This is a genomic window from uncultured Gimesia sp. (assembly GCF_963976445.1).
In the GTDB taxonomy this organism is placed as follows: domain Bacteria; phylum Planctomycetota; class Planctomycetia; order Planctomycetales; family Planctomycetaceae; genus Gimesia.
Genome location: NZ_CAXBKP010000014.1, coordinates 19,499 through 41,436, shown reverse-complemented (window position 1 = coordinate 41,436; position 21,938 = coordinate 19,499). Strand labels below are relative to the sequence as shown.

General features: G+C 47.4%; 11 protein-coding genes. 9 read left to right on the top strand and 2 right to left on the bottom strand.

The annotated features are described in order from the left end of the window. Positions 1–190: 190 nt before the first annotated feature. The 4 genes from AAC022_RS16030 (at position 191) to AAC022_RS16015 (ending at position 9,650) form a co-directional block, all read left to right on the top strand. On the top strand, positions 191–1,024 hold the full coding sequence (locus tag AAC022_RS16030; RefSeq protein WP_339732555.1) for a hypothetical protein: 834 nt from the start codon (positions 191–193) through the stop codon (positions 1,022–1,024). 91 nt (positions 1,025–1,115) lie between these two features. Then, on the top strand, positions 1,116–3,605 hold the full coding sequence (locus AAC022_RS16025) for a BatA domain-containing protein (RefSeq protein ID WP_339732553.1): 2,490 nt from the start codon (positions 1,116–1,118) through the stop codon (positions 3,603–3,605). A 49-nt stretch (positions 3,606–3,654) separates the two neighbouring features. After that, positions 3,655–5,940: a glutamine amidotransferase gene (locus AAC022_RS16020; RefSeq protein WP_339732551.1), complete on the top strand. Its 2,286-nt coding sequence runs from the start codon at positions 3,655–3,657 to the stop codon at positions 5,938–5,940. Positions 5,941–6,095: 155 nt separating this feature from the next. Continuing rightward, positions 6,096–9,650, top strand: coding sequence for a hypothetical protein (locus AAC022_RS16015; protein ID WP_339732550.1), 3,555 nt, complete (start codon positions 6,096–6,098; stop codon positions 9,648–9,650). Positions 9,651–9,656: 6 nt separating this feature from the next. On the opposite strand, the gene AAC022_RS16010 is transcribed toward AAC022_RS16015, so the two are convergent. Then, a complete protein-coding gene (locus AAC022_RS16010; protein WP_339732549.1) occupies positions 9,657–12,983 on the bottom strand; it encodes a DEAD/DEAH box helicase in 3,327 nt (1,108 codons plus the stop codon). 503 nt (positions 12,984–13,486) lie between these two features. Here AAC022_RS16010 and AAC022_RS16005 point away from each other — a divergent pair. The 5 genes from AAC022_RS16005 to AAC022_RS15985 all read left to right on the top strand — a co-directional run bounded on the left by AAC022_RS16005 (position 13,487) and on the right by AAC022_RS15985 (position 19,911). Then, positions 13,487–14,731, top strand: a complete 1,245-nt coding sequence (locus AAC022_RS16005; protein WP_339732547.1) for a lactate racemase domain-containing protein — start codon at positions 13,487–13,489, stop codon at positions 14,729–14,731. Positions 14,732–14,814: 83 nt separating this feature from the next. Further along, entirely contained in the window at positions 14,815–15,618 is an 804-nt protein-coding gene (locus AAC022_RS16000; protein WP_339732544.1) for an inositol monophosphatase family protein, read from the top strand. Positions 15,619–15,755: 137 nt separating this feature from the next. Continuing rightward, positions 15,756–16,475, top strand: a complete 720-nt coding sequence (locus tag AAC022_RS15995) for a metal-dependent hydrolase (RefSeq protein WP_339732541.1) — start codon at positions 15,756–15,758, stop codon at positions 16,473–16,475. A gap of 118 nt (positions 16,476–16,593) precedes the next feature. Further along, a complete protein-coding gene (locus AAC022_RS15990; RefSeq protein WP_339732540.1) occupies positions 16,594–17,442 on the top strand; it encodes a carbon-nitrogen hydrolase family protein in 849 nt (282 codons plus the stop codon). Positions 17,443–17,481: 39 nt separating this feature from the next. Continuing rightward, positions 17,482–19,911, top strand: a complete 2,430-nt coding sequence (locus AAC022_RS15985; protein ID WP_339732538.1) for a hypothetical protein — start codon at positions 17,482–17,484, stop codon at positions 19,909–19,911. Positions 19,912–19,976: 65 nt separating this feature from the next. On the opposite strand, the gene AAC022_RS15980 is transcribed toward AAC022_RS15985, so the two are convergent. Continuing rightward, positions 19,977–21,635, bottom strand: a complete 1,659-nt coding sequence (locus tag AAC022_RS15980; protein WP_339732535.1) for a hypothetical protein — start codon at positions 21,633–21,635, stop codon at positions 19,977–19,979. Positions 21,636–21,938 lie beyond the last annotated feature (303 nt).

Here is a 21,938-nt window from a genome sequence, read left to right as displayed (position 1 = left end):
CCCAGGTTCGGGCTCAATCTATTCTGTTTAATCGCTATACTTTTTGTTGATCCGTACACAACCCTCTTTAATCGTTCCAATCCAGATCGCGCTTTTCTTTCGTATCAAAATAGATGATAATTAGAAAGAATCTGAAAACCAGATCATAAAAAGCCCAGATATTTATTCATAACGGAACTTGATATTCACTATGCAAAACAAATTATTGATTTGTAATCATTGCTCACAAAGAATCCGCGGTTATGGCAGCCTGCTGTTGACAGCAGTTCTTCTATTGAATGGCTGCGGAACAGAGACGTACGAGCAGCGACTGAATGAAACTACCCAGTTTTTCGCTTATCAAGATGTCCGAAACCAGGCACTGTCAAATACATGGTCTTCCCCTTCAGTCAGTATGCGGGTTCCCATCGAGTTCAAGCAGATCAGCGCCCCGCCAGCCGCTCCTGCTGCAGCTTCAGATAATTCTGAAGCAACAATTCCAGAACCAGACTCAACCATAGACCCCAGGCAACCCGACTATGTTGACCTGATCTTACCCGGTCTGGAAGGCGCATGGCGTGTGGAAGTCCCCGTCGATCTCGAAAATGAAATAGTCGATCGTCCTGCCTATTTGTACGTTCTCAGCAACAATAGCCTGCTGAAGGAAAAAAATATGGACGAAGCACTGATCTTTTTCGAAGATGTCAATAATCAAATCGCGAGTACATTTAATCAATTCATCAATAACGAAGAATTTAAAACGGAACGATTTCCGCAAGGAAAAGGATACATTGAACCGAAATCATTTAATGTTGGCTTGCTTGAACCCGAAATGCCGATCGATGGAGTTCCCTATGAATTCCAAATTTATCAAGTTGAACGTGGTGACAATCAGGTGGTGATTCTGCTGGTTATTCCTAAGAATATGACAGGCAGATCCAACATCAAAGAGCATCTCGATTTTAGTCTGGAGACTGTCGATATCGTGTCACCTAAATCTGGTAGCGGCCGATCCAATTCAGCAGCGGAAAGCACAAAGTTTTAAACAAACACAAATGTAGAGCTTCGATGCAAACAGAGACTACTGTCTATTTCTGATTTGAAGATGAGTCTTTCCAATAGATCTACCTAATTATATGTCATTAATTCACCCTGGTTTATTACTTGGAATCTTTCTCGCAATAATCCCGGTGATTTTACATTTCCTGCTACGATCAAAACCCAAAAAACTAATTTTCCCGGCTCTGGCGTTACTGCAGCGACGAAAAGTACAGAACTCCAGACGACTAAAATTACGGCATCTTTGGCTGTTATTATTACGAATTCTCGTGATTACCATCATCGTTATCGCACTGGCCAGACCCGCGCTCCCGCCCGCCAATTACAGTTTTTCGACTTACGAACTGGTGATGCTGTTAACGATCACCTTGATCGCAATCCTGGCGTACGTTTTCTTAATGCGACGCTATCAACACCAACGACTCTCTCACCAAACCTTGAACACTAAACGCACTTATTTAAGAGGCGGCGTGGGAGCCAGTGTTTTTCTGCTCTTGCTCTTGCTCGTTTTCTGGCCTTACCAGCGGCGAATCTTCGCCGAAATATCTGAACCACTGCCAGCCGTCGCGGAAAACATTCCGGTGACTGCAGTCTTCCTGTTTGATACCAGTCTCAGTATGGATTACCGACAGGAAAATCATTCTCGCCTGGATCAAGCAAAAGAAATTGCCAGCCAGCATTTGAGTAATTTGCCATCCCAAAGTCGCGTATCGGTTTTACATAGTAGTAGTGAAGATATCTCTCCCTATCAGTCAGACCTGTCAGCAGTTCAGTCCAGAATCAAATCCCTGAAAACCTCGGCTTACTCGCTCTTTCTGGACGACCGCGTGCGCACCGCCATCAACCGACAGGAAGATGACTTTAAACGCAGCCAGGCTGAGCAGCAGAGTTCTGCATCAGCACCTCCAGGTTCAGATCAATATATTAGAGAAATTTATCTCTACACTGATCTAGCCCGTTCCGCCTGGAGGAGCCAACCTTCACAATTAATCAAACAGCAACTGGAAAAACTGAAGTGGCTGGGAATTTACGTCATCGATGTGGGGGTCACAAACCCACAAAATATCGGTATCTCACAAATCAAACTATCACGTGAAACGGTAACGCTGGGAAATTCCGTCTCACTAAAAACAGAAATCGTTTCTTCCGGAATCACCGCAGAAAATACGCTTTTGGAACTATTCACTCAAAATGACAAAGGCCAGCTGATCAAACGGGATCAAAGACCACTGTCAACAGTTAATTCCACTGCAGATAATTCAGAAGCGAACAGCTCCTCAGCAGCAAATCGAGGATCGCAACTGGAAATGATTCTCCCCAATATCAGTCAACGTATTACGCAGGGAGAATTGCGGATTTCCTCATCAGATCCCTATCTTCCAGACGATGTGCGATTTTTTACCATTGTGGCAGAACCTCCGCCGAATATTTTAATTGTCAGTCCTGATCCGAATTCAGCACAATTATGGAATGACGCCTTAGCCCCGGAAAAACTTGTGTCGCTCAAGAAAAACCGGTACCAATGCCAAGTGGCTTCGCTGAATGAAATTGAGACGCTCCCACTAGAACAATATGCAGCCATCTACCTGATCAATGTCTCTGGGTTACCGACAACCAGTTGGCGACTCTTTCGAGAATATACCGAAAATGGAGGCGGCATCTGTTTCATTTTAGGGAGTGACGACGATGCTCCGGAATCAATGATTGTCTCGTTTAATTCAGAAGCCGCTCAGAAACTGCTTCCACTGGAATTGCTGGGATCACTCAAATTTATTCCCCCCGAGTTTTTAGATCTGGAGAACAACAAACACTCTCTGTTCTCTTATTTTCAGAACCTGGGAGGGACAGCAGAACTCTCTTCAATGGAAGTCAGCCGCTTCTGGCGTGTTCAACCGGCGAATCGAGGTCAGGTGATTGCAACTTATACGGATTCCCGGCATTCTCCTGCCATCATCGAACAACCTCTGGGACAGGGAAAAGTAGTTGTTATTACCACGGGCGTTGATTCCCAAGGCTGGAGCCAGCTGTTATTCGCACGCTGGTCCTATCTGGCATTTGCCGATCAACTGACCCGGTATCTTGTTCACACAAAAGTAAATCGAACGAACTACCTTGCTGGAGACGTCGCCAGCTATCAATGGCCCGCATCTGTGTCTCCCCCACAAGCATTTTTATTAAGAACTCCCGATTTAAAACAACTGCCGATTGATGTTAAATCAGGCGATCATCAGGTTTTCATTCCTGAGACTAAAATTGTTGGCCATTATCAACTGAGTGATAATTTCAGTAACCAGACACGCCTCTCGACCGGGTTTAGCGTGAATGCATCCCCCAGAGAAAGTAATTTCCGTCCGCTCACTGTGGAAGAACTCGACCAGATTCTCGGAAAAAACCGGTATAGCCTGACCCATGATATGGAAGGGCTCAAACGAACCATTCGAACCGGGCGATTGGGAGTCGAAGTCTTTCCACTGCTAACAACCATCCTATTATTTTTTTTCTGCCTGGAACATTTTACAGCAAACTTTTTTTATGAGGTTGACCAATCAGCAGAAGTCTCTTCCTGAGATCAGTAACAGCCTTCTCAGTCTCTAGTCCCATTTTCTCGAATCCGTCATGAAACCAATTTTTGAACCAATCTGGTCCTGGCCGATAATGATTCTGATCATCATTGCGCTAATTTCGTTGGTTCTTGTCACATACCCTCAACGAGTAAAACACTTACCCCCACTCTTGCGTCGATCATTGATCGGCCTGCGTCTCTTGACCGTTTTCTTACTGGCCTTCATGCTGTTGCGTCCTGCCATCGAATTGACTGATAAAACAACCAGACAGTCCTGGTTATATATTCTGGCGGATTCCAGTCAAAGCATGCAAACAGAAGACGGTCCAGGAAGTATCACGCGACGACACGAATTGGTTAAAACGCTAAATACTGTCAAACCGCTGCTCGATACCATGGATAAAAACATTGGAATCAAACGCTTTGATTTCTCTAAAGAACTTGTCCCCATCGAGGAATTCTCAGAAGAAGCTACTGGAGAACAGACTGCCATCGGTTATTCGCTGGAGACGATCTCTTCGCAATTACAACAGGAGCGGCTTGTCGGCCTGCTGTTGCTTTCGGATGGCGCAGAACGCACGCTCCCTCCATATGATATCGACGTCAGATCACAGGCCAGTTACTTTGGCGATTCAGGCATCCCGATTTATACAATTGGCTTTGGTTCTTCGACTCTGCAAGATACGGCGTTAGATCTGGTCTTGGAAAGTCTGGTCATTGATCCGCTGGTATTTGAGAAAAAGACCACCCCCATCAGCGTGAAAGTGCGCAGTCTCGGTGCTGAGAACCGCGAACTGACCGTGCGGCTTCTGGTGGAAGATCGCACGGGTAAGAAAAATGGTGAAGCAGGCCAGATGATTCCTGCACCATCCTACAGTAATTCGCGTGTTGTGACTCAGATCCATCCCACTCAGAACAATGAGCTCAGTACAGTGGAACTGTTCTGGACTCCAGAGATACCGGGCGAATATAAAATTGCTGTCGAAGTCGTCCCACTGGAAGGTGAAATTAAACAGACCAACAACCGCCTGGAAACGATCGTGACTGTGCAAAAAGGAGGATTACAGGTCGCCTATTTTGATTCACTCCGTCCAGAACAGAAATTCATTCGCTCAATGAATGACCCCAAGATCCAACTTGATTATTTCCCGATTGGAAGTGGTTTTTCCGGTAACCCCAAAACATTAAGTGCCGATCTGAAAGACCTCTCTAAATACGATGTATTCATTATTGGGGATGTTCCCGCCGATCTTCTTGGGCCGACGGCACTCCGCAAAATTGCCAATCGGGTGGAGCAGGGAGCCGGCCTGTTAATGACGGGCGGTTATCATAGTTTCGGTCCCGGAGGATATGCCAACACCCCACTGGAAACTTTCATCCCGGTCCAGATGCGCGCCAGTGAAAAACAGACAGACAACAAAATTGCCAAAGATCTGCATTATTTCCAGGACCTGAAAATGGTCCCAACGTCTTTAGGCTTACAGCGCTATGTGATGCAGCTGGACAATTCCGCCACCGCCAATCAGCGTATGTGGAACTCTCTGGCCCCCCTGAAAGGGGCAAACCGTTTAAGTAAAAAACATGACCTGGTGGAAATCCTGGCGCAATCGGCGGGCAATGAAGCCGTCCCGCTACTGTTTGCCTCTGATGTTGTAGGTGGGCGAGTGAGGGTGATGGCATTTGCCGGAGACACCACCTTCCAATGGTTCCTCTCTGGCAATCGCCGGGAGCACGAACGGTTCTGGCGACAGATGATTCTCTGGCTGGCTCATAAAGAAAATGATTCAGAACAAAGCGTTTGGGCACGTGTTACCCCCAGAAACGTGCCTCCCGGTGCCCATATTCCGATTCAGTTCGGTGCCCGCAATTCAGAAGGCAAACCTGTTTCCGATGTCAATTTTACCGTGCAAGTGAAGGGCCCTTCCGGAAAATCGAACCAGATGGAATCGATGGGTACCGGAGAATCTTCAACAACCACATTTTCACAAACCAGGGAACCAGGCGATTACTGGGTCACCGTACATGCTGAAAAAAATGGTGTCTCACTGGGATTTGACGCCACAACCAGGTTCATCGTCGATCCCCGTGACCTGGAATTAGATAACCCTGCAGCCGACTATTCACTGCTGGAAACGATCGCCTCTCTGTCCGGGGGCAGCGCACTTCCGCCAGAAGAACTGGAAAGTTTTCTGACTCGCATGAATAAAGAGAAATCATGGAACAAGGGCCTCATAAGGTACAAACGGATATCACTCTGGGATAACTGGTACTTTCTGGGTCTGTTCGTACTCTTGCTCACAGGCGAGTGGTTTTTGCGAAAAAAGAAAGGGCTGGTTTAATTGCTTTGGAGGATTTGTTTACAATTCTTCCGAAAAAAACGGTAAAAAAGAATCTCGTGAAAAATTCCGGAACATTAATACCACTGCTGGCGTCGATCATTCTATAATAGGTACGGGAGAACACGAAGGGATTTCTATTTATAGACAGGCTTTCCATGTCAACGGCATCCGAATCGTCATCAGCAACAGAAAATCGAACAGGCCATTATGCCAAGTTTGATGAGTACGTAGATTACCAGGTTTCCAAAACGGGCTCCCATATCAAAGCCAACGACCTGCTGACTACTGCCGTGGGGATTTCGACGATCCTACTCGGTTACCTGTTGATATTTGTTGTCTGCGATCATTGGTTTATCAAAGGCGGCTTTGGACATACTGCCCGTCTACTCATGCTGGTAGGAGTTGTATTCGCTTGTCTGGGTTGGGCGGTTTGGAAACTCATCCTGCCCTACTTTAAAAAAGTGACTCCTCTTTATTCGGCACACGCTTTGGAACAGGCCTCCGAAGAGATGGAAGGCTCCCTGCTGAATCTGATCGATTTGAAAAAATCAAATCGCCCCGTTAAACCAGAAATCATCAATTCGCTGGAAAAGAAAGCTGCTTTAACGCTTTCCAAAACGGATACCGATCAGGCCATCGATCGTCGTCCCTTAATGCGACTTTCTTATGGGCTGCTGGCTGTTGTTGCGCTTTTATGCTTCTACGCGTTGTTCTCCCCCAAGGAAATCTGGCCTTCGCTTTCCGCAGCGATGTCGTTTTCTCCACAAAGAGAATTTGCCACACAAACCCAGATCAATTCTGTGACGCCAGGAAATACCGAAGTCCTCTCTGGCAGCCAACTGGAAGTGACCGTTGATCTACGCGGTGAAGTCCCTGACAAAATTATGCTTTACTACACGTCCAGCGACCAGGGCAGGGTCAATGAACCGGTCAAACTACGCTCGATGGACGACACATTAAAACGTTATCAAGGCGTAATAGTGGGCGTAAATGGCCGAGGAATCCGACAGGAATTAACCTACCACGTCGAAGCAGGTGACGCTGTCTCTGATGAGTATCAGGTCCAAGTGATCCAACCACCATCTGCCACAGTCCATTCGGTTCGATATGGGTACCCGCAGTACATGAATCTTGCCGCTGTTGAACAGCCTGGAGGGGCCATTGATGCCTGGGAAGGGACAAAAGTCACTGTTGACGCGACCACGAATATGCCCATCACGTCCTTCGAAGTGCTCTTCTCGGATGAAGAAGACTCTGCCTCCTTGCTGGAGGAATTTCAGATCGAAAAGACCATTGAAAAGAACACGATTTCCGCAACCTGGAAGCTAAAGCTGCGTGCTGACGGCACCTTCCCCGGCTTCTACCAGATTAAATGTCGAAATGAAGCAGGCCAGACAACGCTTTCGCCTACCGTCTACCCACTGGTCATTCGACCCGATTTACCACCGGAAATCTCATTGCTTTCGCCAAAACAGGATTTAAAGCTGCCCGCCAATGGCACCGTTCCGATTTCTGTCGTGGCGGAAGACCCAGATTTTAAAATCCGTTACCTCAATCTGAGAGTTGATAAGGAACAAATCCGGATTTTGGATAAAACCATCTTTGAAGGCGCTGAACAAAGCGTTGGATTGAATCATGACTTTGTCCTGGAACCGTTGCGGCTTACCCCGGGAGACACCATTTACTTCTGGGTGGAAGCCCGCGACAACAAGCATCCTTCTGGAAACCGCAAAAACACACCGAAAATCAAAATTGAAATTCTAGAGCCTGTTTCGCGAGAAGAAGCCAAAAAACAACTTGAGGAACAAAAACAAAAGTCGGCGCAGCAAAACCAAAAGCCAGATTCACAGCAGAAAAAACAACCGGAGCAGGGAGACAGCAAAGAGCCTCAACCCGGAAATAACCCCGGTTCTCAGCCTAAACCAGATCAACCTGAGAAAGGCAAGGACGGCGAAAAAGGTACCAAAGAAGGGGATCAAAGCAAAGAAGGAATGGGCCAGAAGGAACGAGACAAAGACGGTCAGAAGCAATCCGATTCGAAGAATCCTCAAAAAACCGAGGATCCAGCCTCTGAGCCGAATCAACAGAAATCGGATGAAAAGCAAGGTTTAGACAGCGACGGCAAAGACGATCAGGAAGCAATCAAGAAAATCCTGGAACAACTGAAAAAAGAAGGCCAACAACCAGATCCCGCTTCTGATCAAAAGCAGCCCGGTTCCGAAAAGACGGAATCGGGTGAGCCATCTTCAGACCAAAAGATGCAGGACCAGAAATCGTCAAACACTTCACAAAAACCAAATCAATCTCCCTCAAAGTCTACTGAGAATTCACAAGGGACTCCCGATGGTTCGGAAAACAAGAATTCCGCGCCACAGCCTTCATCCAAGTCAAAGCAGCCGGATAAGGACCCGAAAGGAAAACAGAAACCGAATCAAAGCGGTCCCGTACCCAAAGGGAAAAAAGAACCATCCGCTCCTTCGGAAGATGCGATGAAGACAAAATCAGATGGAAAAACCGAAGGCAAAGGAACGCCAAACCACGATCCCAATGCCAAGCCTGAGAAGAGCAGTCAGAATGTGGAGCGTGATCCAAAAGACAAACCCGCAATGCGTCCTGGCAAAAAAAATGAGTCACCTGCAAACGACTCTCAGCAGAAACCGAAACCCGGCGGAAATCAGAATTCCTCACCCGAAAAACCAGGCGATCCAATGGAAAACAAGCCTCAAGAAGGGATGAGAAAACCGGCCAATTCAAACCAGAATCCATCCCCTTCCGGGCAGCAAAAACCGTCGTCCCAAAATCCATCCAAACAAAAACAAGACCAGCCCGATGGTTCCAATGAACCTCCAAAAGGGAAAAACAATCCCACCGATCAAAAATCCAAACGGCCCCAAGAGGGGGAAAGCGGTAACAGCTCTCAGAATGATCAGGGACAGTCGGGTAGTAAACAGTCAGGTAAAGGTGATTCCACCGGACAAAAAGGAAACCAGGAACAAGGTTCAAAGAAAGAAGCTTCCAACTCCAAGCCATCTATGGATCAAAACCAGTCAGGAAAGAAAGGCGGACAGGAATCCTCGGGAAAAAGCAAATCCGGGGCAGGCAAAAAAGGCTCTCAATCCAGTGAGAAGGGTGGCGCTTCACAAGGTCAGGGCTCTGGCAAATCCAAAAGTGATCCGAAGCCGGGAGCCGGTTCGAGCACAGGTTCAAAATCAAACGATCCACAGGGAAGCAGCGCTACCAACGGAGGGCAAAGCAGTGCCGAAGGTGATCCGAATGCGAGTTCTGGAGAGAACTCCAATCTCCCCGAGGCCGAAGAGGCCAATCTGGAATATGGAAAAGAAGCTGCCAATCTGGTTCTGAAACGAATCAAAGATGAATTAAAGCGGAAAGACGTTGATCAGGAATTGATGAACGAACTAGGCTGGACAAAAGAAGAAATGCAGAAGTTTTCCGAACGGCTGCAAAAACAACTCCAGACACCTGACAGCGACCAACAGTCTGCAGAATCACTGGCTCGCAAACGTCAGTTTGAAGAGATGTTAAAATCACTCAAGCCCGCTTCCCGTGCGGCACAACGAGATCGGACAAGCACACGCAAGCAAACCAACGAGAGCCTCGGCCCCCGGCGGCTACCCGTTCCAGAAGAATACCGGGAAGCCTACGAGGCATTTACGCGAGGCCTGGCCGAGAAAAAGGCATCCGACAAGTAAACCCGCTTACGACAAGAGCAGTTCCAGATCGTCACTTGATAGATTCTTGAGAACGCTCTGGTTTTCTTCCAGGATCGCGTCTGCCATTTCCCGTTTCTGTTGCTGAAGCTCGGTGATCTTTTCTTCAACCGTGTTGCGACAAATTAGTTTGTAGGCAAAGACCCGTTTTGTTTGCCCGACTCGATGTGCCCGGTCGATAGCCTGTGTTTCAACAGCTGGATTCCACCAGGGGTCGAGAATGAACACATAGTCGGCGGCAGTCAGGTTCAAGCCCAACCCTCCGGCTTTCAAACTAATCAGGAAGAGACCACAGTCTTCGTCAGTCTGGAACCGTTCGACGCGTTCCTTGCGGTCACGTGTCTGGCCATCCAGGTATTCGTAGACGATATTTTTCTTGTCCAGATGTTCCTGCACAATCGACAACATGCTGGTAAACTGAGAGAAAACAAGTGCTTTGTGGCCTTCTTCAATCAATTCTTCCAGATGGGGAATCAAAACATCCATCTTTGCGGAAGCATCCAAAGCATGCCCACGATCAAGGAGAGCAGGGTGGCAGGCAGCCTGTCGTAGACGTAATAACGCCTCCAGTACATGGATCTTGGTCTTACCCAGCCCCTTTGATTCCACCATACCCAAAATGGAATCACGGTAGTGCTGTCTGAGTTCATCATACAGCTGAGTTTGCTCTTTACCCATATCGCAGTACAAGGTCTGTTCCACTTTTTCAGGCAGCTCATTAGCAACTTGCTCTTTGGTCCGTCTCAAAATGAATGGACGCAATGCATTGCCCAACATAATGCGTGAGTTTTTGTCTTCAATATCATTCGTGTAGGCTTTAAAGACAGAACTACGCCCGAGCATTCCTGGATTGAGAAACTCAAAGATCGACCAGAGATCTCCCAAATGGTTTTCAACAGGAGTACCACTTAATGCAAGTCTGTGATTTGCCTGAAGCAGGCGTGATGCTTTTGCGACTTGCGAACCTGAGTTTTTAATCATCTGAGCTTCGTCGAGAACAGCATAATCAAATTGGATATCCTTGATCTGCGTAATATCTCGACGCATCGTACCGTAGGTTGTTAACACTAGATCATATTCAGTTAACTGCTCCACCAGCTTACTTCGATCTCCTCCAGAATATTCAATTACCTTGAGCTCTGGAGTAAATTTTTCTGATTCTTGCATCCAGTTGAACATCAGAGATTTTGGAACAACGGCTAAAGAAGGGAAATGTTCGTCGCGTGCCTGCTTGCGTCTTAGCAATAAAGCCAGCAGTTGAACTGTTTTACCCAGCCCCATGTCATCAGCCAGACAGCCTCCAAAATGGAAATCCTGTAAAAACTGCAGCCAGCCTAAACCTTCGAGCTGATACTTGCGTAACTCGCCTTCGAATCCAGGAGGTTCTTTGTCGATGCTAATCCCCGAGAATGATCGGAGCTTCTCACGAATCTCGTCAAATTTGGCATCAGTTTCGACGAATTCCTGAGCGTTGAGCAGTGCATCCAACAAAGCAACCTGATTGGGTGCAAAGCGGATATGATCTTCATCAGTGACTCCAATGCCGGCGAGAATCCCATACTGTTGGATCCACTCTTCCGGGAGAATCCCCAGAGAACCATCATCGAGTCTGATGGAGGAATCACCGCGTGCCAAAGCAGAGAGTAGTTCCGGAAATTGAACTGTCTGACCTTCAAAGTCGATATCGGCATGCAATTCGAACCAGTCAATGCCAGACTGAACTTTGAAGAGCATCTCTGTCGGCTGATGAACCTGTTTTCCATCTGCCCGGACTGCCCAGCCCTCTTTGATCAAATCCCGGACCGCATTTCCCAGGTCGCGTGCAGAGATTTCGACGTCGCGCCCCTGAATTCGACGATCTAATAACCGACGAAAACCACTGTCCTGCAACAGGGTCCAGGCCTTGGATTCTTTTTCCCGATCACGGAGGATGCATCGTTTTTCTTTTCGATCAACGATGGCCCATTGTGTACTCGATCCTGAAACCAGATGCTCCAGGTAATTAAAATGAATCTCGCCGTACAAACGATCCTGTTGCCAGCGTTTTTTCTGAGGAGAATGAATTAACAATTCCGGTTTAGGTTCACTGGTGACTTCCTCAAGATGCAATTCATCCGGTAATTCCAGCCGGGGTAAAACCGGCATATCCAGTAAACGATCAACCAGTTCCTGTTGTTCTCCCTCGTCAACTTCAATTGTCTGGTTATGCTGAATCATTTTAATCCAGGGAAATGCATCATAGTCTTCCAACGGCGTAATCTTATCGCGTGTTAAGACCAGTCCGCCAGCGACGATCAATCGAGCCGAGGAAATTTCCAGAACCTCATCGCCGCGTTTTATATGACCGCTCAACTTCCAATTGGATTCTTTCCTGTCGTGTTCTACTCCCATGCAGAATTCCCAGGAATTCTCACCATCCCAGATGAGAGAATCAACATCTTCAGGCTGACGGTCCATGTAACGCACATGCCCCGTTCCACACATCAGAGGCAATATCAGTTCACAGAGTTCGAAGGGAATCCGATACCGAAAGGCGGCAACCTGAGTCTCAGTCTGCTGTGCCCGCCAGTTTGTTCGTTCGGGAGTTCCCCCCGACAGGTAGGCCAGAATCCGGCGGTCATCTTCATGTTCGACTTCCTGCAGTTGGCCTGCCTTTAGCTTGAGAGGCTTTAATTTGCCCCACTGGCCATTCGCCCGGCGTTGCCGCTGGGAAGTCTGAACTACTAATTGCCCCGATTCCTGACTCTCTTCGATATCAATCTCGTAAAAGATTTCACGTTCCTGCTGCGTTGTTTTCGAGAGGACCGGAGCCATAGCAAACTCATTCTTGAGTTCCACTAACCGCGATTCCCAATCACGCAGACGGGGTTTCGAAGAAACCGCTGTCGACTGACTACTACCCGATTTAGCCTTTCTTGAGCGAGGACTTCCTATATCAAAGTCTGCCGGCATGGAGAAATCTAAATCATCCGCATCGTCATCAAATGAGAGCGGCGCATTTTCGATGATAAACGGAGGAATGTAACCAGGCTTGACCGCCCCGGCTAGATAGCCAGCTTCATCGACGGCGAGAATCGCAGCCCAGAGATGCTTACAGACATTGAATTTTTGAAACTGATCGCAAGTGCAATATGTCTTTAAGTTACCATCATCGCGTGATAATTGCGTCTGGTACTCAACGCCATCACGGACCACAGCAAAGATATGATCGGCTGTAATACGAGTGAGTTCAACGCGTTCCGCTTCAATATAAGCGGCACCACGAAAACGGATATCTGCACGAAATTGTTTTTCAAGCAATTCTGCTAACGTCATGGACGGCCTCCTGCCGGATCCCAAAACGCAATTTGCATTCTTGAGACTCTCTCGTTTATCTGCATAAGTCAGTCCTGAATTGATCTTGGACCAACGATATTATCGGTCGGAACACAAAATTTTTGATTTCTTGACTTTCAAAAAAAAGCCGAAAATGCCTGACCGGGATTTTTGAGAGATTCCCCCTCAATTCCCAACCAAAGCGCATCTTACGAGGTTACTTGATCTACGCTGCTTTTGACCAGTCAATCTGGTCGGTTTTCTTATGAAATTTCGAGTTCCATGAAAAAAGAATGTGAACATTCTATTATCTCAAAGAGTCTCTGAAGTTCATCCCCTTGAGACTATGCGGATAGAAGAAAGTGTGATATAGGACTCTCACAGAAGGCCAAGTCGTTTCACTTTATGCAAAACTTATTTATATAATTGGTTTTCATTGTTAGCCCGTCCAAATTTCGAAGCAGAGTTGGCAGGAACGGGCTCATCTGAAAGCATGATTGTCAATGGAAAATCCTCATCAGACCCTTAGTGAGCAGGATGTGATTCAATGGTTTGAATCGAATCTCCCTGTCGAAGACTATCGGAATAAAAGCATCCTGCTGATCATCCCGGATGCAACTCGTACTGCTCCGTTGCCGCTTCTCTTTTCGACTTTCCATCGCCTACTCAGTCCTGTCGTAAAACGGATTGACGTTCTGGTCGCTCTGGGGACACACCCTCCGATGCCTGAAGCAGACATTTGTCGCCTGCTGGGAATTTCCGAGAGCGCCCGACAAGCCGAATATAAAGACGTTGGTCTTTATAACCACGAGTGGGACAATCCCGACAGACTCATTGAAATTGGTACGCTCACAAAACAAGAGACGTCCGAAATTTCCTCAGGGCTTCTGGAAATGGAAGTACCTGTCACGATCAATGCGCGGATTAAGGATTATGACATTCTGCAGGTCATGGGACCGGTTTTTCCGCATGAAGTGGTTGGGTTTTCCGGTGGCAGTAAATATTTCTTCCCGGGTATTTCTGGTCCAGACCTGTTGAACTTTTTTCACTGGCTGGGTGCCTTGATTACGAATGTCGGAATCATTGGAGTCAAATCAACCCCCGTTCGTGATGTCGTCAATCGATCAGCCTCGATGATTCCGAACGAAAAACGCTGCATTACATTTGTCGTCGCCCCGGACAGTTCGCTGTACGGTTTGTTTTATGGAACACCAGAAACAGCCTGGGAATCTGCCGCTGACTTATCCGGCCAGATTCATATCAAACGCATGCCGCGACCATTCAAGCAGGTTTTGTCTTGTGCCCCACTGATGTACGATGAATTATGGGTCGCCGGCAAGTGCATGTATAAACTGGAACCGGTTGTCGCCGACGGGGGCGAATTAATTATCTACGCCCCCCACATGAAAGAAATTTCCATCACGCACGGCAAGTTAATTGAAGAAGTCGGTTATCACGTGCGTGACTATTTCACGAAACAGTGGGACCAGTTCAAAGAATACCCCTGGGGAATCCTGGCACACTCGACCCATGTCAGAGGGACCGGTACTTTTGAAGATGGCGTCGAACATCCTCGAGTTCAGGTCACACTAGCCTCACAAATTCCGCCGGAACTCTGTCAGAAAATCAATCTTGGCTATCGGGATCCCGACAGCATTGATATTGAATCGTTTGCAAATCGAGAAGAAGAAGGAATTCTTCTCGTCAGAAAAGCAGGGGAGCACCTCTACCGTCTGGAAGACGAGTAATTTGCTCCTTAGATACAGCCTCATGCTATCATGATTTTCTAATTGGTTATCAGCCTTTAAAATTAAAAATTGAAGACGAAACTATGCCTATCCATTCAGAACAATTTGAATTAAAAGCACGATTAGAATTGGCTTTATTAGCTTCAGAAAAAGCCAGTAAGCTGATTATGCAGCATTACCAGTCCCCTGATCTCCAGGTAGATCGCAAAAGCGATGACTCACCCGTGACGATTGCTGATCGTGGTGCTGAAGAGATCTTAAGAGCTGAAATCACGCGCGCCTTTCCAGACGACAGTATCATGGGAGAGGAATTCCCGGCTGTTGAAGGCACAAATGAATTCAAATGGATTCTCGATCCGATTGATGGAACGAAACCATACACTCAAGGGGTCCCCTTGTTTGGAACTCTGCTGGGTCTGGAAGAAAACGGCAAACTGGTCATGGGGGTCTGTCGCTTCCCAGCATTGGATGAAGTGATCTATGCCATCAAAGGTGACGGAGCGTGGTGGAAAATCAGGGATCAGGAACTACGACGCGCCAAAGTCTCTGACAAAACGAAACTGTCTGAATCCGTCTTTTGCACCACAACCATGACCCGTTGGGAAACGATTGGCAAACAAAAAGCCTATGAGTACCTCTGTCGAAATTCCTACTTGGCACGCGGCTGGGGAGACTGTTACGGTCATATGCTGGTAGCGACTGGACGAGCCGAGGTCATGGTCGACCCGGTTTTGAGCCCCTGGGATGCCGCGGCGCTGGTCCCCATTCTGGAAGAAGCAGGCGGACACTGGATCGACTTTGACGGGACCCCTTCGATTTACACTGGAAATGGAATGGCCGTCAATGCTGCCTTAAAAGACGAGGTTCTGCAAATCATTTCCCAATAAGCCAGGGATTTTTGTCTGGAAGCAGGCTTGTTTGAAGTCCCATTGATCCGATTCCCCATTCTTTGCTACGATCTCAGGCGGAAGGATTTCGCCTCACCTATTCCGGAATTGTACCGCAACCTCAGGGAAGAATACGTATGGCCGGTTACAAGGAACATATTAGCGTCAGTGGTTTACTGGGAATCGGCTATGGTACGATTTCCAGTTTAATCTTCGGATTTACTCCGACACAGGGCATTCTCGCAGGCGTTTTGACTTGGATCGGCGGCATGCTACCAGACCTGGACTCAGAAACCGGGCGCCCGATCAAAGAACTCTTCAGCTTGACTGCAGCCGTTGCCTCATTTGTCGCAATGCGGAGCATGATCCGAAAAGGCGCTGACCCGGATGCTGCCATCCTGATGGCCGTGGTGACTTATGCAGCTGTCCGCTATGGTGGTTCAACCATATTGGGAAAATTTGCGGTTCACCGAGGCATGTTTCACAGCATTCCGGCGTTAATCATTGCTGGCGAATCCGTATTCCTGGCCTATGTGAGTGACTCATATGCAGTCAAATTTCTCATGGCGGGCGGCATCTCTTTAGGCTTCCTATCCCATCTGGTGCTGGATGAAGTCTATAGCGTAGAACGCAAGGGAGTCATAATCCGCTTGAAAAGATCCTCTGGCAGCGCGCTGAAGTGGTTTGGGAAAGGTCTGTTTGGAAACGCCGTTGCCTATGCAATTCTATTGACGTTGACTTATATCACGCTAGTAGAATCCGGTGTGCTGATTCCACCGCGGCAAGCTGCACCGACAATACAAACTCCGCATCCCATTCAGCAAGCCTCTCCCTTCAAAACAACGAAACGCTATTGAATTCCCGGTTAATCGACGGCAAACAATAGAAACTCGAGTTCCGGTCCTTTATAATCGAATCATCTGGTTCGCATTGAATAGCGTCTTTTATTGATCGTGATTTCGGGGATCGAAGTATATGAAAATTGCCGGCGTACAAATGGATGTTTCTCTGATGGCAAAAGAAGAGAACCTGGCGCGCATCATTGAAAAAATGAATGTGACGGCATCCGCAGGAGCAGATCTGACGGTGTTCCCGGAATGCGCGATCACCGGTTACTGCTTTGCCGATCTAGAAGAAGCGATCCCATTCGCAGAATCGATTCCTGGTCCTTCGACTGACAGACTGCAACAGGTGTGTCGCGAACGGAACCACTCAGTTGTTATAGGAATGCTGGAGCGGGCAAAACAGGGAGTATACAACGCGGCCGTTCTGATTACCCCGGAAGGTGTTCTAGGCAGCTATCGCAAAATTCATTTGCCTTATCTGGGTGTGGATCGGTTTGCGACTCCCGGCGATCAGGAATTTGCCGTCTATAAACATCCACAAGCCAATATCGGCCTTAACATCTGCTATGACAGCGCCTTCCCGGAGTCATCGCGTATTATGTCGCTGCAGGGTGCTGATTTCATCGCGCTCCCCACAAACTGGCCTTCCGGCGCAGAATGTATGGCCGAGCACGGAGTGAATATGCGTGCGATGGAGAATGGGATTTATTATTGCGCCATCAATCGAGTCGGCCATGAGCGCGGGTTTCAATTTATCGGCAAAAGCAGTATCTGTTCTCCCTCCGGTGAAACGTTAGCGCGTGCAACTGGAACAGAAGAAGAAATTATTTACGCTACGATTGATCCTGAAATCGCACGTAACAAAAGAGTCGACCGGGTCCCCGATAAACATGTGATTGACCGCATGGCTGATCGACGGCCTGAAATGTATGCTAAGATTTTCGAGCCACATGGATTGCAGCCTCCACATCGAAACTAAAATCATCGACATCTTTACTCTCTTTTAGAAATGATGCAAATGCGTTCCAGACTGTTTCAGAACTTGATCGCAGCTTTGGTACTCGCGGCTTTCTGCGCCTTGTGTTTTCAGGCATTAGTGGTCAATCCATCGGATGTGCTGGTTGGTTCTCAGGATCAAGGACACAACGATACCACAAATATTTTTATCGCCTTGAAAAGCTATCAAAAAGACAGCATTCAACAACACGACCAGCTTCCGTTCTGGAATCCTTATTCACTTCTGGGAATGCCCTGGTTAGGCAACCCGCAATCCTCGCTCTTTTATCCAGTCAACTGGATCTTTTTTTTCTTTAACGCATTATCCACAATCAGCTGGATGATGATTCTCCATCACTGGTGGGCTGGCTGGGGGGCTTATCTACTTGGTCGAAAATACAAACTTAATTTCTTCAGCGCCCTTATATCAGGCATCATTTTTCTGGCAGCCCCCTATTTTGTCGCCAAGACGGGTGAAGGGCATTACACGTCGATTACGCTAATCGCCTGGTTCCCCTGGATCTTATATGGCTATGAACTTTTATTTGAAGGGCGCAAAAAAGCGATCCCCGTTCTGACAATTCTGATTTCTTTGGCATTTTTCTGTGGACATGTTCAGGAACTTTATTACCTGCTACTTTTCCTTACGGCTTCGATTGGAATCGAGTCCTTAATCGCCCTCATTCCGAAAAAAAATACACGGCAATCCGAACAGGTCTTAGCAGAGCAAAACGAATCTGTTTATTCAAACATTCCTGTTTCAGCAGGTGCCTTGAGCCGAGGTTGGTTATTCGCAGGTCTGCTAACGATCGGGTTGGTCGCAATCGATCTGATTCCCATTACAATCTACACCCAACAGGCGGTCAGATCAGGGGGAATTGACTCGAAAGCCTTGCAAAGCGGCAGCCTTGCGCTTCCCAGTCTATTGCAGTTGCTGGATCCGTTTGTCTGGGGAGGACCTGACAAATACAGAGGTCCGGGCGGCTATTACTGGGAAGCGGTTTGTTATTTTGGATGCCTGCCGCTGTTACTTGCTTGCCTTGGCTGCGTGAGTTCCATCAGAAATCGAACGGTCATTCGACTGACTTTAATCGGATTCGTAGCCTTCTTACTCGCGTTCGGCCCCCAGCTCCCTTTTTACATGCTCTGTCATAAGATCATCCCCGGATTTTCCATGTTTCGAATGCCCGCTCGAATGATGTGGATTTGCTCCCTGGTAGTTGCCATGCTGGCGGGTTTTGGATGTGAAACCATCTCGTCTCTGTTTTTAAATATAGCCAGAAACAAGTACCGCAATCTTTCATTAGCCTGCTTCGCCATCGGAGGACTTTGCTTGATTTCTCTGATGTTCTATTCGGGGGGGTTGGTCTCCCTGAACCTCAACCCGGGACAAATCATGAAACTGCAATTGATCTCGATCACGGTTGCGGTAATGGGGGTTTCTGCAGCGGTATTCTCAGCCTGTCTTTCCCGTAAGACCGCGATCGGAGGCCTGATTTTACTTTTTATCCTCTGTTCCTGGGAACTGTCAGCACATAGCAAACATATTTTAAGAACCATTCCCCAAGCCTCATTTCGAGATGAAACCAAACTTATTCAATTCTTAAAAGAGAATCTGGGGCAGCATCGCGTCCTGGTTGGGCAGAAGCTGCTGAGTGACCGTGAAGCATGGAAACACCAGATCCGGAAAGTACAGGGGTATGAACCAGTGCCGCTCATTCGTCTCGGGCTGCTGGCAGCGGCAACGTTCCCTCAGCCTGACGCTGCTCTGATGATGGCCGGTTATAGCGAGCCTCAACTCTCCACAGCACGACAGCCGCTGTTGAATCTGATGAGTATCAAATACGCGATCCTGCAAACCAATCAACAGATTGAACTCGCTGGCTGGAAAACCATTGAACGGGGAACCATTCCAGCGGAATTTGCATTACGGAATTCGGAACCAGCCCCTATCCCTTATTTGATATTGGAAAATACCAATCCGCTACCGAGAGCATTTTTGACAGGTAAGGTGATACCGTTAAATCAAAATCAGCCCAGCAATCAAATTGTTGATTCCATCGCCAAAGTGCAACCGCAAAAGGAAGTCTTGCTACCACAGGATCATTTGCCTGCCGGGAAACGGCAGAGTTATAAAGCGGCTGAGATATTAAAAACGTCTCCCAACCAGCTCCAAATCATGGCTGAATTGGATGCACCAGGATATCTCATTCTTTCTGACATTTTCTACCCGGGTTGGTCTGCACGAATTAAAGAAGTGGGCGTGTCTGTTTTACCTGCCGATTTTTCATTGCGAGCCATTCCACTTCCGGCAGGCAAACATCAGGTTGAACTTGTTTATGAACCTCCCGGATTCAGAATCGGGCGTATGATTACCATTACCACACTTGCAATCATCTGCATCTTATTGCTCATGCCGTTTCGCTCTGTGAAAGAAACCAAAGCAGAATAAAACGAATACGATGTCAGCAAATACAAGGCAGCAATCATTTGATGGAATTGGCCACCATTTAGGATCTAGGAATCTGATGGTTTTTCGGTCTTCTGTTTTTGCTGGCGCCGAAAATATTCCTGGACACGTTCTTCAGTGGGAACACGTCCACTTCCCATAAACTGACCCAGGGGACGCTCCACCTTATGTACCAGATAGCGTCCTGAGCGGAATACAACAGGATGCGACCAGGGATAGGCCCCTTTCATGCTAACTGGATAATCGGGAGGTGTCAGTTGCTCCGGGTTCGACGATTTCGCCAACGCGGACTTGTGCTTAAAGCCGCTGTCTATCAGATCGGTCACAATATATTTTTGCGGGCTTTCATTGATGGCGTCATACAATTCATTTCGATGGTTCGGACAAAAAATCAAGGCCGAGTCAAAAAAGACAAACCGTGTCGCAGGTTTGAGAGCTAGTTCCGGATACAAATACACCAGGGTGCTGTTATAACAATGCAGCTCTTCGTCTTTCAGATTTTGCGACTTCAAATACTGTTTCACGGCTTCCAGATCCTCCCAATCGACCTGCACCATCAAAGTCAGCTGAGACTTTAACTGGGCGTTACTGGAATTCATGACACAAGTCTTCCACAACATTGCTCGTTGGGGTTTGAATCCCGGAAATGAAAGCACCACCATCATCAGGAAAAAAGCCATCCCGCTTTTCCAGCCCCAGGACAAGGAACGACTCTGAAAGCGGCTGCCTAAATAACCACCGATGACGGTAATGGCCAATAGATGGGAAGGGGGATGCACATAATCAAATAGGTGCTGGAACATGACTGACTGAAATAACCAGCCCAGATACATGCAAGCGAGCAGAACAAAGTCTCGTTTCCCCGGCTCAATAGCAGTGTCCGTTTCTGTATTCCTGCTGTTATTCCAATAATCTTTCAATGCCAGCAATGCGAGTGGGACCGCGACCAGATGCAGCAGGAACCAGGGATAAAATCGGTACAAAAACTGGGCAAAACGCATTGACTCCCATCCCGCCTTCCGTGCTGCCACATACTCGGGATTCCATTCTGTAAACGTTTCATAAAATGAAGGCCAGACACCATTCTGCCAGATCCAGAAAATCCCAACTGCACCAAGAACTAAACCTCCCAGCAATAAACCGGAAAAATCAATCAGTAGCCTTCGGAATTGTCCAACAATCAACAGCGATCCGATCCAGACACACAATGCCGGTATCGCAACAAACGGTTTCACCCAAAAAGCAACTGCCCAAAAAAGCCCTTCGAGAAACGCCCATCCCAAAATCGAGACAAACGAAGCCTCACCAGTTAACTGATTGCGATCAATGAGTCGATCTATTTGCTTACGTCTAAGCCAGAGTGCCGCCATTGAAGGGAGAAGCATCAGAGTGTCTCGCTGAAAGTGAGACCATTCCGAAATCGAAAAGTAAAACGAAAACAGGGCAATCCCAATCCAAAGCATGCCTGTCAGCGAAAGATGGTTTCTGCGATTCCACTGCATTAGCAGGAACGTAGTCCCGCTGAAAATCACGAGGTCAACGGCTCGAATGGCATCAGAACTCATCCCCACAAGCGAACGAACCAGCATATGTACCCAGACAATCCCCGGCAAATTTGTCTCGAACATATCCCGATATAAGGTTCCCCCATTGAGAACCATTTGTGCCTGTAAGTCATAAAACACGACATCTGTCGCTAGAGGCATTCTGAGGAAAAGCGGAACATTTAGAATTATAATTAGTAAAAAAATCATAACAGCTATCCATGTGAATGCTGTTACCTGCCCGGTTACCTGATCTCTCACCATCAATACTCCACATAGTTACACGTACCACTGCAGTTCTGAAGACCAGAATCAAAAAACACTATAGTCAGGACAAGCACTATAGGTAAAAAAAATATGCTTATTTTGACTAAAAACATGTCATTTTGTCAGGAAACCTGCAGAGTTCTCCTGATTACACTGTTATCCTAATCCCAATCAAGGGTCTATTTAATAATCGATTAT

What these genes read in the sequence shown, in the direction of transcription:
- AAC022_RS16030 (WP_339732555.1), top strand. Translation starts at nt 191, where the DNA reads ATGCAAAACAAATTATTGATTTGTAATCATTGCTCACAAAGAATCCGC.
- AAC022_RS16025 (WP_339732553.1), top strand. Translation starts at nt 1,116, where the DNA reads ATGTCATTAATTCACCCTGGTTTATTACTTGGAATCTTTCTCGCAATA.
- AAC022_RS16020 (WP_339732551.1), top strand. Translation starts at nt 3,655, where the DNA reads ATGAAACCAATTTTTGAACCAATCTGGTCCTGGCCGATAATGATTCTG.
- AAC022_RS16015 (WP_339732550.1), top strand. Translation starts at nt 6,096, where the DNA reads ATGTCAACGGCATCCGAATCGTCATCAGCAACAGAAAATCGAACAGGC.
- AAC022_RS16010 (WP_339732549.1), bottom strand. Translation starts at nt 12,983, where the DNA reads ATGACGTTAGCAGAATTGCTTGAAAAACAATTTCGTGCAGATATCCGT.
- AAC022_RS16005 (WP_339732547.1), top strand. Translation starts at nt 13,487, where the DNA reads ATGGAAAATCCTCATCAGACCCTTAGTGAGCAGGATGTGATTCAATGG.
- AAC022_RS16000 (WP_339732544.1), top strand. Translation starts at nt 14,815, where the DNA reads ATGCCTATCCATTCAGAACAATTTGAATTAAAAGCACGATTAGAATTG.
- AAC022_RS15995 (WP_339732541.1), top strand. Translation starts at nt 15,756, where the DNA reads ATGGCCGGTTACAAGGAACATATTAGCGTCAGTGGTTTACTGGGAATC.
- AAC022_RS15990 (WP_339732540.1), top strand. Translation starts at nt 16,594, where the DNA reads ATGAAAATTGCCGGCGTACAAATGGATGTTTCTCTGATGGCAAAAGAA.
- AAC022_RS15985 (WP_339732538.1), top strand. Translation starts at nt 17,482, where the DNA reads ATGCGTTCCAGACTGTTTCAGAACTTGATCGCAGCTTTGGTACTCGCG.
- AAC022_RS15980 (WP_339732535.1), bottom strand. Translation starts at nt 21,635, where the DNA reads ATGCCTCTAGCGACAGATGTCGTGTTTTATGACTTACAGGCACAAATG.